Annotated in this window: 16 protein-coding genes and 1 tRNA gene; 13 read left to right on the forward strand and 4 right to left on the reverse strand. The window is 72.8% G+C overall.

Annotated elements, in window-relative coordinates:
* Nucleotides 1–16: 16 nt before the first annotated feature.
* From moaC to ACFVXK_RS05725, 5 genes are all read left to right on the forward strand, one after another.
* The gene (gene moaC / locus ACFVXK_RS05705; protein WP_079427710.1) at nucleotides 17–496 is read left to right on the forward strand and encodes a cyclic pyranopterin monophosphate synthase MoaC; all 480 of its coding nucleotides are present in this window, start codon (nucleotides 17–19) and stop codon (nucleotides 494–496) included.
* A gap of 32 nt (nucleotides 497–528) precedes the next feature.
* Nucleotides 529–1089 (forward strand): molybdenum cofactor biosynthesis protein B, encoded by a 561-nt coding sequence (locus ACFVXK_RS05710; protein WP_389610280.1) that lies wholly within the window; start codon nucleotides 529–531, stop codon nucleotides 1087–1089.
* Between the two features lie 17 nt (nucleotides 1090–1106).
* Nucleotides 1107–1727 carry a GNAT family N-acetyltransferase gene (locus ACFVXK_RS05715; RefSeq protein WP_389610252.1) on the forward strand — a complete coding sequence of 207 codons (621 nt, stop codon included), beginning with the start codon at nucleotides 1107–1109 and terminating at the stop codon, nucleotides 1725–1727.
* A gap of 154 nt (nucleotides 1728–1881) precedes the next feature.
* A complete protein-coding gene (locus ACFVXK_RS05720) occupies nucleotides 1882–2916 on the forward strand; it encodes a hypothetical protein (protein WP_389610253.1) in 1035 nt (344 codons plus the stop codon).
* A 128-nt stretch (nucleotides 2917–3044) separates the two neighbouring features.
* Nucleotides 3045–3118, forward strand: a tRNA-Ala gene (locus ACFVXK_RS05725).
* A gap of 185 nt (nucleotides 3119–3303) precedes the next feature.
* Here ACFVXK_RS05725 and ACFVXK_RS05730 read toward each other — a convergent pair.
* Entirely contained in the window at nucleotides 3304–3870 is a 567-nt protein-coding gene (locus tag ACFVXK_RS05730) for a hypothetical protein (protein WP_389610254.1), read from the reverse strand.
* Between the two features lie 119 nt (nucleotides 3871–3989).
* Between ACFVXK_RS05730 and ACFVXK_RS05735 the strand changes: the two genes are divergently transcribed.
* The gene (locus tag ACFVXK_RS05735; RefSeq protein ID WP_389610255.1) at nucleotides 3990–4421 is read left to right on the forward strand and encodes a DUF4259 domain-containing protein; all 432 of its coding nucleotides are present in this window, start codon (nucleotides 3990–3992) and stop codon (nucleotides 4419–4421) included.
* Nucleotides 4422–4503: 82 nt separating this feature from the next.
* Entirely contained in the window at nucleotides 4504–5841 is a 1338-nt protein-coding gene (locus tag ACFVXK_RS05740; RefSeq protein ID WP_389610256.1) for a CoA transferase, read from the forward strand.
* Between the two features lie 213 nt (nucleotides 5842–6054).
* Here ACFVXK_RS05740 and ACFVXK_RS05745 read toward each other — a convergent pair whose 3' ends face one another.
* Entirely contained in the window at nucleotides 6055–6564 is a 510-nt protein-coding gene (locus tag ACFVXK_RS05745; protein WP_389610257.1) for a GNAT family N-acetyltransferase, read from the reverse strand.
* A 38-nt stretch (nucleotides 6565–6602) separates the two neighbouring features.
* On the opposite strand from ACFVXK_RS05745, the gene ACFVXK_RS05750 reads away from it, so the two are divergent.
* Entirely contained in the window at nucleotides 6603–7406 is an 804-nt protein-coding gene (locus ACFVXK_RS05750; protein ID WP_389610258.1) for an exodeoxyribonuclease III, read from the forward strand.
* Nucleotides 7407–7420: 14 nt separating this feature from the next.
* On the opposite strand, the gene ACFVXK_RS05755 is transcribed toward ACFVXK_RS05750, so the two are convergent.
* Nucleotides 7421–8149 carry a MerR family transcriptional regulator gene (locus ACFVXK_RS05755; RefSeq protein ID WP_389610259.1) on the reverse strand — a complete coding sequence of 243 codons (729 nt, stop codon included), beginning with the start codon at nucleotides 8147–8149 and terminating at the stop codon, nucleotides 7421–7423.
* Between the two features lie 212 nt (nucleotides 8150–8361).
* Between ACFVXK_RS05755 and ACFVXK_RS05760 the strand changes: the two genes are divergently transcribed.
* The 4 genes from ACFVXK_RS05760 to ACFVXK_RS05775 all read left to right on the forward strand — a co-directional run bounded on the left by ACFVXK_RS05760 (nucleotide 8362) and on the right by ACFVXK_RS05775 (nucleotide 12100).
* Entirely contained in the window at nucleotides 8362–10002 is a 1641-nt protein-coding gene (locus ACFVXK_RS05760; protein WP_389610260.1) for a flavin-containing monooxygenase, read from the forward strand.
* Nucleotides 9999–10970: an alpha/beta fold hydrolase gene (locus ACFVXK_RS05765; protein WP_389610261.1), complete on the forward strand. Its 972-nt coding sequence runs from the start codon at nucleotides 9999–10001 to the stop codon at nucleotides 10968–10970. The genes ACFVXK_RS05760 and ACFVXK_RS05765 overlap by 4 nt, the downstream gene beginning before the upstream one ends.
* Nucleotides 10967–11845 carry an SDR family oxidoreductase gene (locus ACFVXK_RS05770; RefSeq protein WP_389610262.1) on the forward strand — a complete coding sequence of 293 codons (879 nt, stop codon included), beginning with the start codon at nucleotides 10967–10969 and terminating at the stop codon, nucleotides 11843–11845. Before ACFVXK_RS05765 ends, ACFVXK_RS05770 begins: the two co-directional genes overlap by 4 nt.
* A gap of 75 nt (nucleotides 11846–11920) precedes the next feature.
* Nucleotides 11921–12100: a hypothetical protein gene (locus ACFVXK_RS05775; RefSeq protein WP_389610263.1), complete on the forward strand. Its 180-nt coding sequence runs from the start codon at nucleotides 11921–11923 to the stop codon at nucleotides 12098–12100.
* 144 nt (nucleotides 12101–12244) lie between these two features.
* Here the strand turns inward: ACFVXK_RS05775 and ACFVXK_RS05780 are convergent, their stop codons facing one another.
* On the reverse strand, nucleotides 12245–15508 hold the full coding sequence (locus tag ACFVXK_RS05780; protein WP_389610264.1) for a S41 family peptidase: 3264 nt from the start codon (nucleotides 15506–15508) through the stop codon (nucleotides 12245–12247).
* A gap of 226 nt (nucleotides 15509–15734) precedes the next feature.
* Between ACFVXK_RS05780 and ACFVXK_RS05785 the strand changes: the two genes are divergently transcribed.
* On the forward strand, nucleotides 15735–16343 hold the full coding sequence (locus ACFVXK_RS05785; RefSeq protein ID WP_389610265.1) for a TetR/AcrR family transcriptional regulator: 609 nt from the start codon (nucleotides 15735–15737) through the stop codon (nucleotides 16341–16343).
* The last annotated feature ends 141 nt before the right edge of the window (nucleotides 16344–16484 follow it).

Genomic DNA, 16484 nt, shown 5'->3' on the forward strand with positions numbered 1-16484 from the left:
GGAGCGGCACGTAGACATGAGTACGCAGAGCAGGCTGACGCACATCGACGAGGCCGGTGCGGCCCGGATGGTCGACGTATCGACAAAAGACGTCACCACCCGCACGGCGCGCGCCAGCGGCCGCGTCCTGGTCTCGTCCCGGGTGATCGAGCTGCTGCGCGGCGAGGGCGTGCCGAAGGGCGACGCCCTCGCCACCGCGCGGATCGCCGGGATCATGGGGGCCAAGAAGACCCCCGACCTGATCCCGCTCTGCCACCCGCTGGCGGTCTCCGGGGTGAAGGTGGACCTGAAGGTCGCCGACGACGCCGTCGAGATCCTCGCCACCGTCAAGACCACCGACCGCACCGGCGTCGAGATGGAGGCGCTGACCGCGGTCGCCGTCGCCGGACTCACCGTGATCGACATGGTGAAGGCCGTCGACAAGGGCGCGGTCATCACCGACGTCCGGGTGGAGGAGAAGACGGGCGGCAAGTCCGGCGACTGGAGCCGTTCGTGACGCCCCCGCGCGGCGGCGAGGTCCACAGCCACGTGCCGCCCGTCCCCGCCGCGACCGGGCAGGCCGCTGCGCCGGCCGCCGGGGCGCCGGAGCTCCGGGGCCTGGTGGTCACCGCCTCCAACCGTGCCTCGCAGGGCGTGTACGCGGACAAGGGCGGCCCGCTGCTGGCCGGGGCGCTGGAGAAGCTGGGCTTCACGGTGGACGGCCCGCGCGTCGTCCCCGACGGGGACCCCGTCGAGGAGGCGCTGCGCGAGGGCGTGGCCGCCGGGTACGACGTCATCCTCACCACGGGCGGCACCGGCATCTCGCCGACCGACCGGACCCCCGACGCGACCGCACGCGTGCTCGACTACGAGATCCCGGGCATCCCGCAGGCCATTCGCGCCGAAGGCCTCGCCAGGGTGCCGACCGCCGCTCTGTCGCGGGGCCTGGCCGGCGTGGCGGGCCGCACGCTGATCGTGAACCTGCCCGGTTCCACGGGCGGCGTGAAGGACGGCCTCGCGGTGCTGGCGCGCATCCTGCCGCACGCCGTCGACCAGATCCGGGGCGGCGACCACCCCAGACCGGACGCGGCCGCCGGGAGCCCGAGCTGAACGGCCCGTCCTGGCCGGTGGTGCTGGCGGACGGCGACGTCACGCTGCGGCCGATAAAGCTGCGCGACCAGCGCGCCTGGCGCGAGGTCAACCGCCGCAACCGCGACTGGCTGCGGCCGTGGGAGGCCACGATCCCGCCGCCGGCGCCGTGGGGGCCGGTGATCCACCGGCCGACGTATCGGCAGATGGTCCGCCACCTGCGTGCGGAGGCGAACGCGGGCCGGATGCTGCCCTTCGTCATCGAGTACCAGGGTCGGCTGGTCGGCCAGCTGACGGTCGCCGGCGTCACCTGGGGGTCGATGTGCGCCGCCCATGTGGGCTACTGGGTGGACCGGGACGTGGCGGGCCGCGGGGTGATGCCGACGGCCGTCGCGCTCGCGGTGGACCACTGCTTCCTGAGGGTCGGCCTGCACCGCATGGAGGTGTGCATCCGCCCGGAGAACGGTCCGAGCCGCCGGGTGGTGGAGAAGCTGGGCTTCCGGGAGGAGGGGCTGCGGCCGCGTTATCTACATATCGACGGGGCGTGGCGCGACCACCTGGTCTTCGCGCTCACCGCGGAGGAGGTTCCGGAAGGGCTGCTGCGGCGGTGGAACCGGGTGCGGAAGAAGGAAAGCCCGCCCCCGGCGACCGCTCCGTAAAGCCGGTAATCGCAAAAGCGTTCGAATTGTTGGCCGATTCGCCCATAAGTCGATCCGAAGAATCACAAAAAAAGTCGGTGATATCAGCCGGATCGTGCGACACACCGGCCCAATTGGCTGATCCGGTCGGCCGCGCCCCTCTACGGTGTGGGGTGTGAGCAGCAGCGGCCTCATCTACGCAGTCATCGTCGGGGCCTGGGCCGCCTACTTGGTGCCCATGTGGCTCCGGAGGCAGGACGAGCTGAACGAAGCGCGTCCGACGGAACGCTTCTCCACTGCCATCCGGCTGCTTTCCGGCCGGGCGGGAATGGAGCGGCGTTACGCCAAGGGGCTGCGTGAGCGCGGCGAAGTCCAGGCGGAGGCCCAGCCCCACGCGGACCCGGAAGCGGCGACGGAAACGGTGAATTCCGTGGACGCCGACGCCCGGGCCCTCGGCGTGTCCCCGACCAGGGCCGAGCCGAGATCCGTCGAGGTCGAACGGGTCGAACGGGTCCGGCGCCAGCAGCGCCTCCAGGTCCTCGCGCGCCGCCGACGCACCACGGCCCTGCTCTTCCTCGCCTTCAGCGGCGGCGCGATCGCCGCGGCCGTCGGCGGGCTCCGCTACCTGTGGGCGCCGGCCGTGCCGGCGCTGCTGCTGAGCGCCTACATCGTGCACCTGCGCGTCCAGGAACGCCGGCGCTACGAGTTCACCATGGACCGGCGCCGCGCCGAGGCGGCCGCCCGCGCCCTGCGCGAAAGCCGCTCCCGCCGCCGCGACCAGGGCCCCGAGCCGGCCGACGGCGCCGAACCGGACCCCGCGCCGCCGGTGTCCCCGCAGGAGGCGGGTCGCCGCGCGCTCGTCGAGCAGACCGACCACGCCGAGTGGGTCGACCAGCAGCGCGAGCGTGAGCGCGGTCCGGCGCGGGGCGACAGCTGGGAACCCGTACCGGTCCCGCTGCCGACGTACGTGACCGCCCCCGTCGCACCGCGCGCCACCGGGCCCGTCAACCCGGACGGCTGGAGTGCCACCCGTTCGAGCACCGCCGAGCCCACGAACCCGCGCCTGCGCGCCCAGCCGGGCCCCGCCCCGACCAAGGCGGACCCGCAGCCCCACCCGGCCACCCCGCGCCCGCGAGGCCGCGACGCCGGGCGCACCCCGCTCTTCGACCAGTACGAGAGCGACGAACGACCCCGCGCCGCGAACGAGTGACGTCCCCGGCCCCCGGCGGGTGACCTGCGCGGACCCCGCCGGCGGCGGTGCGCGGGGCCCGCGGGCCGCGGACCGGGAACGCGTTTTGGAGCAGCGGCGCGGGGATGCTAATGTTTCACACGTCGCAAGGGCCTGTGGCGCAGTCTGGTAGCGCACCTCGTTCGCATCGAGGGGGTCTGGGGTTCAAATCCCCACAGGTCCACAGACGACAGTTCTTGAGTAGCTCTCAGGAATCGTCACGAGATCCCGTTCCGCCGAAAGGCGGGGCGGGATCTCGGCGTTTCCGGGGACGAATCCCTCGCCGGCGGCCAGCCGCCGGCCGTTCTCGCCTCGGCCATGTCCGGGAAGGCGTCTCGGACCACGCGTAGTCCGCTCCGGTCGGAGGTGTCACGAGATCCCGTCCGGCCGAGGGGTCTGTGCGGGGGCGGCCGCTCCGCCGACCAGTCGGTGCAGTTCGGTCGCGGAGGCGGGTGTCAGCCGGTAGATGCCGTGGAGGCTGACCGAGCGGATCAGCCGGCCCTCCTCGACGTACTTCAGGGTCCGTTCGCCGCGTCGGCGGGAGGTGTAGGTCAGCCGTTCCAGCAGGTCCGGGGCGACGGTCGTGCCGAAGGAGAGCGGGGAGCCCGGCGGGCCCGTCACCACCTCCGTGACGCAGCCGGCCTTCAGCGGCCGCCAGTCCAGCAGCTTCGCGTAGTCGTCGTCGTGGAGTGCGGCGCCCGCGTCCTCGTAGGGGATGATCCGGGACACCTCCATGGCGCCCAGCACGTACAGCCGGGCGCCCAGTGCCCGCACCGGGTAGATCCGGTCACCGGGCTGCACGCCCGCCCTGCGGAAGCTCGGGAGCGACTGGTGCGGCCCGCCGAACAGCATCGTCAGCCGTTGGCCGGCGTAACCGGAACGCTCGAGGTGGCGGCACAGGTGGTTGGTCCACATCGTCGTGTACGAGTTCGACATGAACGGAACGTAACCGGGCCCACTGACAACGGTCCTGATGGCCGGTGAGGGATGGCACGGCCGTTGTCAGTGGCCTCTGCCAGGATTTCGGAAGGAGATCACGACGGGGGGAGAAGGACATGGGAACGTGGGACGCCGGGCCATTCGACAACGACACGGCTGCGGACTTCTGCGGTGACCTCGATGAGGCCGGCCCGGGGGAACGTGAGGGCATCGTGCGGGGAGTCCTCGCCGTGGTGGCCGATGCCGCGGGCGACGACTACCTCGAATCGCCCGACTCCGATCGGGCGGTGGCGGCGGCCGCCCTCGTCGCCGCGCAATGTCCCGGGGGTGAGCCGGCCGATTCCGCCTATGCCCCCGATGAGCCCCTTCCCGACCTCGTCGGGCTGCGCGGACTCGCGCTTGCGGCCCTTGACCGGGTCATGACCGAGCCGTCCGAGCTGCTGGAACTGTGGGAGGGGCCGGACGGGGCCTCCTGGCGTGCGCACGTGAGCCGGCTTCGGGACGTGCTCCGGCCACGGCCGCCGGGGGAGCAGTTCAGCCTCATATGACCGCGGGCCGCCGCGGCCGGACCCGCGGCCGGACCCGCGCCTGTGCCTGTGCCCCGAGGATCCGTCACGCCAGACTGGGGGCATGACGAGCCAGGACGGCGCCACGGCGCAAGCATGGGAAGCACTCGGCGGGGCGGACGGGCTTGCCGGGCGGGTGGGCTACCGGGGGCCGAGCGGTCTGGAAGGGCCGCTTCCCGTGCGGGAACTGGCGCGGGCCACCGTAGGGGTGTGCGCCCTGGCTGCGGCCGAGCTGGCCGCCGTGCGGGCCGGGGGGACGGCGTCGGACGTGGCGCCCGTGGTGGTGGACGAGGGGGCCGTGGCGACGGCGTTCGTCAGCGAGCGGCATCTGCGGGTTGCGGGGCGTGCGCCGGTGAGCTTCGCGCCGTTGTCGGGGTTTTGGCGGGCGGCCGACGGATGGGTCCGCACCCACGCCAACTACCCGCACCACGAGGCGGCCCTCGTCCGGGCCCTCGGCGTGCCCGCGACCGCGGACGCGGTGCGCGGGGCGCTCGCCGAGCGGGGGGCTGTGGAGGCGCAGGAGCTCGTCTACGGGCAGGGCGGGCTGGCGGTCGCGGTGGCGGCCGAGTACGGGGAGCCGCAGCCGCTGGTGGAGTGGATACGGGGAAACGGGCGCGGCGGACGGCTGCCGGGGCCGGCGGACGTGGCGGAGCCCGGGCGGCTTCCGGCGGCGGGGGTGCGGGTGCTGGACCTGACCCGGGTCATCGCCGGCCCGGTCGCCACCCGCACGCTCGGCGTGCTCGGGGCGGATGTGCTGCGCATCGACGCGCCGGGGCTGCCGGAGGCGGACGACGCGTACGCGGACACCGGGTTCGGGAAGCGGTCGGCGCTGCTGGACCTCGCGCGTTCCGAGGACCGGGCGGTGCTGGAGGGGCTGCTCGACGGGGCCGACGTGGTGGTGACGGGGTACCGGCCGGGGGCGCTGGAGCGGTTCGGGCTGGGCAGGGAGGAGTTGCTGGAGCGGCGGCCAGGGCTGGTGGTGGCCGAGCTGTGCGCATGGGGGTGGCGGGGGCCGTGGGCCGGGCGGCGGGGGTTCGACTCGCTGGTGCAGGCGGGGTACGGGATCGCGGCGCGGTGTGCCGGGGAGGACGGTGTGCCCGGGGTGCTGCCGGCGCAGGCGCTGGACCACGGGACGGGGTACCTGGTCGCGGCGGGCGTCCTCAGGGCGCTGGCCGAAGGGGGCGGCCGGCTGCTGCGGTTCTCCCTGGCCGGGACCGCGTCGTGGCTGGTGCGGGAGGTGCCGGGGGCGGGTGCCGGGACACCGGGGTACGGGGCGGAGCCGTGGCTGCGGGAGGCGGAGTCGGGGTACGGGGCGCTGCGGCACGCCGCGAGCCCCTTCGGGGAGTGGGGGCGGGGGCCGTCGCGGTGGGGGAGTGACCGGGCGGTGTGGCTGCCGCGGTAGGGGGGCGGGGGCCGGCGTTGGGAGCTGGGAGCTGGGAGCTGGGAGCTGCGGTCGGGTGCCGGTGGGTGCCGGGCGGTGGTGGACACCGGTGGGTGGTGGTGCGGGTGGGGTGGTGGGCGGAGTCGGGTTCCCGCCCCGCTATTCACCCGTTCCAGGCCCCTTGCCCTGACGGCCGAAGGGCGGGCAGGGGCCCGGTCCCGGGGGGCGGGGGTGTCAGGCCGGTGTGTGCGGGGACGGGAGGAGCTTGGCCATGCAGCGGCTCGACTCGTAGTCGCGGTAGTAGCCGAACTTCTCCGACAGCGCGTAGCCCGAGGACAGGTACAGCGCGATCGCCTCCGGCTGCCGGTCGCCCGTCTCCAGGACCATCCGCCGGCGTCCGGCCGCCGTCGCGTCGGCCTCCAGCTCGGCCAGGATGCGGCGGGCCAGCCCCAGGCCGCGGGCCTCGGGGATCACGTACATGCGCTTGACCTCGGCGTCGCCGTCCGAGTAACCCTCGTCGTTGTGATCCTGCGCACGCCAGGCGCCGCTCGCCATCGGGGTGTCGGAGGCGTCGTACGCGAGCAGGTAGAGCCCGGACGGCGGGAGGAACATCGCCGGGTCGAGGTAGGTGGCGTCGCCCTCGCCGTCGTAGCGCTCCTGGTATTCGAGCTGGACCTGGGCGTCGAGTTTCAGCGCGTCCGGGTGGTCGTACGGTACGGCGCGCAGGTGTATCCCGTGAGACATCGGAACATCGTACGGAAGGCTGCGGTTATGGTGCTGGGATGCTCACCGTGACCTCCGTGAATGTGAATGGGATCCGCGCTGCCGCGAAGAAGGGCTTCGTGGAGTGGCTCGCCGGATCCGATGCCGACGTCGTGTGCCTGCAGGAGGTACGGGCGGAGGAAGCACAGATTCCGGTGGAGGCCCGGGAGCCCGAGGGCTGGCACACCGTGTTCGCGCCGGCCGCCGCGAAGGGCCGGGCCGGCGTCGCCCTCTATACGCGGAACTCACCTGAACGGGTGCAGGTCGGCTTCGGCAGTGACGAGTTCGACGCGAGCGGGCGGTACATCGAGATCGACCTGCCCGGGGTCACCGTGGCCAGCCTGTACCTGCCGTCCGGCGAGGCCGGGACGGAGAAGCAGGAGGAGAAGTACCGCTTCATGGCGGAGTTCCACACCTACCTCCAGGCGCTGAAGGTCCGGGCCGCCGCCGACGGCCGGGAGGTGGTGGTGTGCGGTGACTGGAACATCTGCCACCAGGAGGTCGACCTGAAGAACTGGAAGACCAACCGCAAGAACGCCGGGTTCCTGCCCGAGGAGCGCGAGTGGCTCGGGAAGGTGTACTCGGAGGCCGGGTACGTGGACGTCGTGCGCGGGCTGCACCCCGACGCGGAGGGTCCGTACTCCTGGTGGTCCTACCGAGGGCGGGCCTTCGACAACGACGCCGGCTGGCGCATCGACCTCCAGGTCGCGACGCCCGGGCTGGCAGCCAGGGCCGTCAAGGCGTTCGTCGAGCGGGCCGAGACGCACCCGGAGCGGTGGTCCGACCACGCGCCGGTGACGGTCGTCTACGAGCTCGGCGTCTGAGGCGTCTGAGGCGGCTAAGGCGTCTGGGGTGGCTGAGACGTCTGAGGCGTCTGGGGTGGCTGAGGCGCCTGGGCCGGCTGCGGGGTCCGCGGCGGTGCGGGACGGCGGCTCTGGTGGAGGCGGTCCATCGCCATCGTGAGTTCCGCCTCGACCACGTTCTTGGCCAGCGGGCGCAGCCTGCCGACGGCCTCCTCCCCGATGTGGGCGGAGATCAGTTCGGTGAACAGCGCCGCGAGCGCGTCCGCGTGCTCGCGCACCCGCCGGCCCGTCTCCAGCACCGCCGCGAGCGGCACGCCCTCGTGGACCAGGGCGGAGGAGACGTCGAGCAGGCGCCGGCTGACGTGCACGATCTCCTCGCCGTCGGGAGCGAGGTAGCCGAGGTCGAGGGCGGCCGCCAGGTTCTCCGGGGTGACCTCGCCCTCGAAGTAGTCGGCCAGTGCCTGCGGCGACAGCCGGACGGGGGTCTCGTCCGTCCACCCCATCCCGAGCAGCTCGCCGAGCTGGCCGACGTCGCGGCCCTTCTCGAAGGCGGCGGTGAGTTCCGCGATGCCGCCGAGGGTGTGACCGCGTTCCAGCAGGGCGGCGATGGTGCGCAGCCGGGTCAGGTGCTGGTCGTCGTACCAGGCGATCCGGCCCTCGCGGCGGGGCGGCGGGAGCAGCTTGCGCTCGCGGTAGAAGCGCAGGGTGCGCACCGGGATGCCCGCGGCCTCCGCCAGCTCCTGCGTCCGGTACTCGCGCGTCACGGCCGCCTCCGCCTCCCTCGTCCCCCGCGTCTCCACATGCGCAGCCTAGGGCGTACCCGCAGTAACTTTCCGGGCGCGACCCCTACCCATGGGTACGGAGCTGCTCTACTCTCCCGATTGTGCCAGTGATTGCTGGCAGTGTTGCGGTGCGAGTGTGTGATGGCGTGGCTTGACGTGGCTGGGACGGACTGCGGAAGCGGGAGGCGGCGGGCATGAGCGGCATGGACGGCAGGGGCGGGCGCGGGCACGGGCGTGAGCGCGGGCGTGAGCACGTACGGGTGGTGGTGATCGGGTCCGGCTTCGGCGGGCTCGGGGCGGCCGTGCGGCTGCGGCGCGAGGGGATCACGGACTTCGTCGTCCTGGAGCGGGCCGACTCCGTCGGCGGCACCTGGCGCGACAACAGCTATCCCGGGTGCGCCTGCGACGTCCCCTCGCACCTTTACTCCTTCTCCTTCGCCCCCAACCCCGACTGGCCGCGCACCTTCTCCGGCCAGCCGGCCATCCGCGCCTACCTGGAACACGTCGCCGACACCTTCGGGCTGCGCCCGCACATCCGCTTCGGCCACGAGGTCCTGATGATGCGCTGGGACACCGAGGAGCTGCGGTGGGAGATCGACACCTCGGCGGGCGCCTTCACCGCCGACGTCGTGGTGTCGGCGACCGGGCCGCTGTCCGACCCGAAGATGCCGGAGATCCCGGGGCTGGACGAGTTCCCCGGCAAGGTGTTCCACTCCGCGCGCTGGGACCACGACTACGACCTGACCGGCAAGCGGGTCGCCGTGATCGGTACGGGCGCCTCCGCGATCCAGATCGTGCCGGCCATCGCCCCGAAGACGGCCCGCCTGACCCTCTTCCAGCGCACCCCTCCGTGGGTCATGCCGCGCACCGACCGGGCGATCAGCTCCCTCGAACGCCGGCTGCACCGCCAGCTGCCGTTCACCCAGGCCGCCCGGCGCGGGTTGCTGTGGGGGATCCGGGAGCTGCAGGTCAGCGCCTTCACCAAGCGGCCGAACCAGCTCGGGCTCATCGAATCGCTGGCCAAGGCCAATATGGCGCGCTCCATCAAGGACCCGGTGCTGCGGGCCAAGCTGACGCCCTCGTACCGGATCGGCTGCAAGCGGATCCTGCTGTCCAGCGAGTACTACCCGGCCCTCGCCCGGCCCGATGTGGACCTGGTCGCCTCCGGACTGAAAGAGGTGCGGGGCTCGGTGCTGGTCGCCGCGGACGGGACCGAGACCGAGGTCGACGCGATCATCTTCGGCACCGGGTTCCACGTCACCGACATGCCGATCGCCGACCGGGTGGTCGGCGCGGACGGGCAGACGCTCGCGGACTCGTGGAAGGACGGGATGCAGGCGCTGCGCGGGGCGACGGCCGCCGGCTTCCCCAACTGGATGACGATCATCGGGCCGAACACCGGCCTCGGCAACAGCTCGATGATCCTGATGATCGAGTCCCAGCTGAACTACATGGCGGACTACCTGCGCCAGCTGTCCCTCCTCGGCGGGGGCGGCCGGGGCGGGCGCACCGCGCTGGCCGCGCGCCCGTCCGCCGTCAACCAGTGGAACCGGCACGTGCAGACGCGGATGGAGCGGACGGTGTGGAACACCGGCGGCTGCACCAGCTGGTACCTGGACGCACAGGGTCGCAACACGACCGTCTGGCCGGGTACGACGGGTGAGTTCCGGCGCGCGACGTTGACGGTCGACCTGGCCGAGTACGAGGTCGTGCGCGTACGGGGGAGGGAGGGGGCGGCCCAGCGGATCCCGGCCACCGCCTCGGCCGCTACCGCTACCGCCGCCGCTCCCGCCACCGCCGCCGAGTCGGCTCCCGCCGGGGAGGGCGCGGCGTGAGCCGGCCGCCGTACGTCACCGCCGGGCGGTACGCGCCGCCGGTCGCCGGCCGTGAACTGACCGCCGTCTCCGCCGACGGGTCCCGGTTGCACGTCGAGGTGCACGGGCCCGACGGCGCGCCGGCCGTCGTCCTCTCCCACGGGTGGACCTGTTCCACCGCCTTCTGGGCCGCACAGCTACGGGAGCTGTCCCGCGACCACCGGGTCGTCGCCTACGACCAGCGCGGTCACGGCCGCAGCCCGGCCGCCGCCGCGTACAGCGCCGCCGCCCTTGCCGACGACCTGGTCGCCGTGTTCGAGGCCGCCCTCGCCCCCGGAGAGCGGGCCGTGGTCGCCGGGCACTCCATGGGCGGCATGACCGTCATGGCCGCCGCGGACCGGCCGCGTTTCGCCGAGCACGCGGCGGCCGTCCTGCTGTGCAGCACCGGCAGCTCGCGGCTGGTCGCGGAGGCGACCGTGCTGCCGTTGCGACCCGGGCGCGTGCGGACCCGTGTCACCCGGGGGCTGCTGGGCTCGCCCGCCCCGCTCGGACCCGTCACCCCCGCCACCCGGGCGGTGCTCAAGTACGCGACCATGGGCCCCGGCTCCGCACCCGAACGGGTGGAAGCCTGCGCCCGGATCGTGCACGCCTGTCCCGCCGGGGTGCGCCGTGCCTGGTCGCACGTCCTGGCCGGGCTGGACCTGGACGACGGGGTGGCGCGGCTGGCCGTGCCCACCGCCGTCATCGTGGGCCGCGACGACCGGCTGACTCCCGTCGTGCACGCCCGCGAGATCGCGGCCGCGCTCCCGCACTGCGTGGGGCTGACCGAGCTCACCGGTATGGGGCATATGACCCCGATCGAGGCACCCGAAGCGGTGAGTTCCGCCCTGCGCGAGTTGACGTCCCGGTACCTGGCCGCGCCGACGGCAGCAACCACCACGACCACAACCACGTCCCCGTCCACGACCGAGAAGGAGAAGACGCCGTGAGCGCTCGCAGGAGTCTGGAAGGCCAGGTCGCCGTCGTCACCGGCGCCGCCCGCGGCGTCGGCGAGCTGCTCGCCCGCAAGCTGTCGGCGCGCGGCGCGAAGGTCGCACTGGTCGGCCTGGAACCGGAGGCGCTCAAGGAGGTCTCCGAGCGGCTGCACACCGACAGCGACCACTGGTACGCCGACGTCACCGACCACGAGGCGATGGCCCGGGTCGCGCAGGAGGTCAAGCAGCGCTTCGGCAAGGTCGACATCGTCGTGGCCAACGCGGGGGTCGCCTCGGGCGGCCCGTTCGCGGACTCCGACCCGGAGGCCTGGCGGCGGGTGATCGAGGTCAACCTGATCGGCGGCGCCGTCACCGCCCGCGCCTTCCTGCCCGTGCTCATGGAGAGCCGCGGCTACTTCCTCCAGATCGCCTCCCTCGCCGCGATCACCCCGGCGCCGATGATGACGGCGTACTGCGCCTCCAAGTCCGGGGTCGAGGCCTTCGCGCACTGCCTGCGCGCCGAGGTCGGCTACAAGGGGGTCAAGGTCGGCGTCGGCTACCTCTCCTGGACGGACACCGACATGGTCCGCGGCGCCGACCAGCACGACGTGATGCGCGAACTGCGCGGACGCCTGCCCTGGCCGGCGAACCGGACCTACCCGCTGGGCCCGGCCGTGGACCGGATCGTCGCCGGGATCGAGAGGCGTTCGGCACACGTGTACGCGCAGTGGTGGCTGCGCGGGATGCAGGGCGTGCGCGGCTACCTGCCGGCGGTCATCGCGGCGGGCGGGCAGCGTGAGATGAAGCGGTTCGAACCCCGCCTGGCCGGAGTCCCCAAGGGGCTGGTGGGCGCGGGAGGGGCCGCCGACGAGCGGGAACGCACCCGCTGATCAAAATGCGGCATTTATTCCTGCGTGTCAGTCTGGTCGAGGCCCAACCACCAACCCCCCTCAGGGAGTGCAAGCATGGGTATCAAGGACCAGTTCCAGGACAAGGCGCAGGAACTCAAGGACAAGGCGCAGAAGGCCCAGCAGGGCGCGAAGGAGCAGGCCTCCTCGCGTTCCCAGCAGGCCAAGGCGAAGAAGTCGCAGGCGCAGCAGCGGATGGACGACGTCCGTGACGAGGCCGACGACAGCTGGGACTGATTCCGCGCCGGTGGGAACTCCCCGGGCCTGACTGCTACCAGGCCCGCCGCACCCAGCGCCGAGGGGCGCGACCCGTACTGCCTACGGGTCGCGCCCCTTCTGCCGTGCCGGACTGCCGGCTGTTTCGGCTACGGCCGGCTTCGGCTACGGCCGCGGCGGCAGCTTCGGGCGGCGTCCGTCCGGGACGTCGGTGTAGCCGGGCGGGATCGCGGCCGGGTCCTGCTCCAGCAGCTCCAGTGCCAGGTAGACCGCGTCGTCCAGCTGGGCGTGCCGGCCCTCGGCCCAGTCGAGGGGGGTGCGCATGATCTCCAGGTCGGGTTCCACGCCGTGGTTCTCCACCGACCACCCGTACTCCGGGAACCACGCCGCGTTCATCGGCACGGTGATGACCGTGCCGTCGCCGAGGGTGTGACGGCCGGTCATGCCGACCACCCCGCCCCAGGTGCGCTGGCCGACGACCGGGCCCAGGCCGAGCAGTTTGAACGCGGCGGTGATCATGTCCCCGTCGGAGGAGGTCGCCTCGTCGGCCAGTGCCACGATGGGGCCGCGCGGTGCGTTGGAGGCGTAACTCACCGGCTGCGCGTCACGCGTCAGGTCCCAGCCCAGAATCGATCGGGTGAGTTTTTCGACGACGAGTTCACTGATGTGGCCGCCGGCGTTGCCGCGCACGTCGACGATCAGGGCCGGTCGGGACATCTCCATGCGCAGGTCGCGGTTGAACTGCGCCCAGCCCGAGCCGCCCATGTCGGGGATGTGCAGGTAGCCGCAGCGGCCGCCGCTGACCTCGCGGACGACGGCGCGGCGCTTGGACACCCAGTCCTGGTAGCGCAGCGGCCGTTCGTCGACGAGCGGCACGACCGCGACGCGCCGTGAGCGGCCCTCGCCCTCGGCCGGGGTGAACGTCAGCTCCACCGTCGTGCCCCCGGCCGCCGCGAGCAGCGGGTTGGGGCCGGCGACCGGGTCCACGGGCCGGCCGTCGACATGGGTGAGCACCGCCCCGTCGCGGATCCCGGTGCCGGCCAGCGGGGAGCGGGCCTTGGAGTCGGAGGACTCGCCGGGCAGGATCCGTGCGACGACCCAGCCCTCCTCCCGGCGCACCAGGTTGGCGCCGAGCAGGCCGATCGCCCGCTGGTAGTGGGGCGGGCCCTCGTTGCGGCGGGCTGGGGAGACGTACGCGTGCGAGGTGCCGAGTTCGCCGAGGACCTCGCGCAGCAGGTCGGCGAACTCGTCGGGGGAGGCGACCCGTTCGACCAGGGGCCGGTACTGGGTGAGCACCGCGTCCCAGTCGATGCCGCACATGTTCGGTTCCCAGAAGTACGCGCGGATGAGCCGGCCCGCCTCCTCGTAGGCCTGCCGCCACTCGGCGGCCGGGTCGACCTCGTGCAGGATGCGCCGCAGGTCGAGGTAGACGGTGGAGTCGCCGTCACCCGATTCGGTGGCCGGCACGGCGCGAAGGTCACCGTCGTCGTTGACGACGAGACGGCTGCCGTCGCCGCTGACCGCGAACCAGTCCAGCCCGGTGGCCAGTTCCGTCTTGCGGGCCTTGGTCATGTCGAAGTGCTCCAGCGTCGGCTTGCCGCTGGTGTCGGCCGGGTTGGCGAAGGTCTCGCCGAGCGCGCCCGAGATGGGCCAGCGCAGCCACACCAGCCCGCCGCCGTGCACGGGTTGCAGGGCCGAGTACTTCGAGGCGGTCACGGGGAACGGGGTGACGCGGCTCTCCAGTCCCTCCACCTCCACGATCACCGTTCCATCGCCCTCGCCGGGTTCCCCCTCGACGGGGTCGAGCCCGCCCGCCGCCGGGCGGCCGTCGGGGGAGAAGGCGAACGGGGACGGGGTGGCGGAGGACAGCGGCACCAGGTACGGGCGGCAGCCCAGCGGGAACGACAGGTCGCCGGTGTGGACGTCGTACACCGGGTCGAATCCGCGCCACGAGAGGAAGGCGAGGTAGCGGCCGTCGCGGGTGAAGACCGGGTTCTCGTCCTCGAAGCGGCCGTTGGTGACGTCGACGACGACGCGCGCGCCCGGCCCGGAGATCTTCGCCATCTTGATCTGCCGCAGCGAGCGCCCGATGCCCGGGTGCGACCAGGTCAGCCAGCAGCCGTCGGGGGAGAAGGCGAGGTCGGTCACGGGCCCGTTGATGGACCGGATCAGCTCGGTGACCTCCCCGTTGGACTCCTCGGTCGCGTCGAGGAGCAGCAGCCGTCCGTCGTTGGAGGCGATGGCGAGCCGCTCGCCCGCCGGGTCGGACAGCAGCTCGGTGACGCGGCCCAGCTCGCCCGAGGCGAGCCGGCGCGGCTCGCGCTCCCCGGAGGCGCGGGGGAGGTAGGCGATCTCGACGGCGTCCTCGCCCTCGGCGTCGGTGACGTACGCGACCTGGCCGCCACTGCCGAGCATCTCCGGGAGGCGGACGCGTACGCCGGGGGTGTCGGCGATGGTGCGGGCGGGCCCGTCGCGGTGGGTGAGCCAGTACAGGCTGCCGCGGATGACGACGGCGCTGGCCCGGCCGGTGGTGTCCACGGAGAGCGAGTCGACGTTGCTGGCGGCCGGCACCTGGTACGTACGCCGTCCCGCGCGCGGGCCGCCGAGCCGGACGTCGAGCTTGCGCGGGGAGGCGTCCTCGGCGAGGGAGTCCACCAGCCACAGGTCGCCGGCGCACTGGTAGACGACGCGGGAGCCGTCGCTGGAGGCGTGGCGGGCGTAGAACTCGTCGTGGTCGGTGTGGCGGCGCAGGCCGGTGCCGTCGGGGAGGCAGGAGTAGAGGTTGCCGACGCCCTCGTGGTCGGAGAGGAAGGCGATGCGGCCGTCGACGAACATGGGCGCGTCGATGTGGCCCTCGACGTCTTCCAGCAGGCGCTTGCCGTGCAGCCACAGCCGGCCGGTGGCGCCGCCGCGGTAGCGCTTCCAGGCGGCGGGCTCGTGCGGGGGTTTGCCGGTGAGCAGCAGGGTTCGGTGCTCTCCGTCGACGTCGGCGACCTGGATGTCGGAGACCGGGCCCCAGGGCAGGCGGCCGCCGGGGCTGCCGTCGGTGGGCAGTTTGTAGGCCCACGAGTAGTACGAGAACGGCTGTCCGTGGGAGGAGACGGCGAGGACGTTGCCGTCGGGGTCCCAGCCGCAGACGCGGGTGTCGGTGGAGCCCCAGTAGCTGAGCCGGCGGGCCGGGCCGCCGTCCACGGGGGCGAGGTGGATCTCGGGGTCGAGGCTGCGCCAGGTGGTGAAGGCGATGTGCCGTCCGTCGGGGGAGAAGCGGGGGTGGCCGACCCGGGTGCGGTCGACGGTGATGCGCCAGGCCCGGCCGGGGGTGTGGCCCTGCGGGACCAGGGGGGCGACCCACAGGTCGTCCTCGGTGGCGAAACACAGCAGTTCGTCGTGCAGGTGCGGGAAGCGGAGGTACGCGACGTCGTGACTCACCCCACAATGCTTTCCGCGCCAGGGGGGCCCGGCAACTCGTACAGGTGCTCCATCGGTCCTCCTTTGGTCTTCCGTGGGTCCTCCGCTGGGGATCAGGCACCGATCCGTAAGGTGCGACTCGTGTGACCGACGCCACCGCTGTAGCGAAACGGAACGGTTTCGTTTCGTTAAGCGCCCGGGTAGGCTTCCGGTGTACGAAACCGTTTCGTTCGGATGGGTGGTCGTGATGAAGGGAAGCTGCCGGGTCACCGACGCGATGTCGGCGCGGCGCAGCCGGATCACCCCCGAGCGGGAAGCCGAGCTCCACGGGGCGGTCCTCGACCTCCTCCGCGAGGTCGGCTACGAGGCGCTGACCATGGACGCGGTCGCCGCCCGTACGAAGTCCAGCAAGGCCACCCTCTACCGCCAGTGGGGGAGCAAGCCGGAGCTGGTCGCGAAGGCCCTGCGGTGTGCCCAGCCGGTCTCCCTGGGGGAGATCGACACGGGCACCCTGCGCGGGGACTTCGCACAGATGGTCGCGCACTCCGACGACGCGCAGATGGCCAAGGACACCGCTCTCATGCGGGGTCTGGCCCACGCCGTCCACGAGAGCCCGGAGCTGCACCGGGCGCTGCGCGATCTGCTGGTCGACCCGGAGATCAACGGTCTCCAGGCCATGCTCCGGCGCGCGGTGGAGCGGGGTGAGGTCAGTCCGGACTGTCCGGCGCTGGACTTCGTGCCGCACATGCTGATCGGGGCGTTCATTGCACTGCCGCTGATCGAGGACCGGTCCGTCGACCGGGCGTTCCTCACCCAGTTCATCGACGCCGTCGTCTTCCCCGCCCTCGGCGTCTGATCCCCACCCCACAAGAACCGTCTGCTGCTCCTGACACGCCGCTCTCGTCGTCGGGCCGGCTTTTCACGCCCTGATCCGCCCATGGCCCACGGCCGTACGGGCGCAGGATCCATCCCACGACCTGAAACGGGAGAACCACGA

The sequence above is a fragment of the Streptomyces sp. NPDC058157 genome, from assembly GCF_042884105.1.
In the GTDB taxonomy this organism is placed as follows: Bacteria; Actinomycetota; Actinomycetes; order Streptomycetales; family Streptomycetaceae; genus Streptomyces.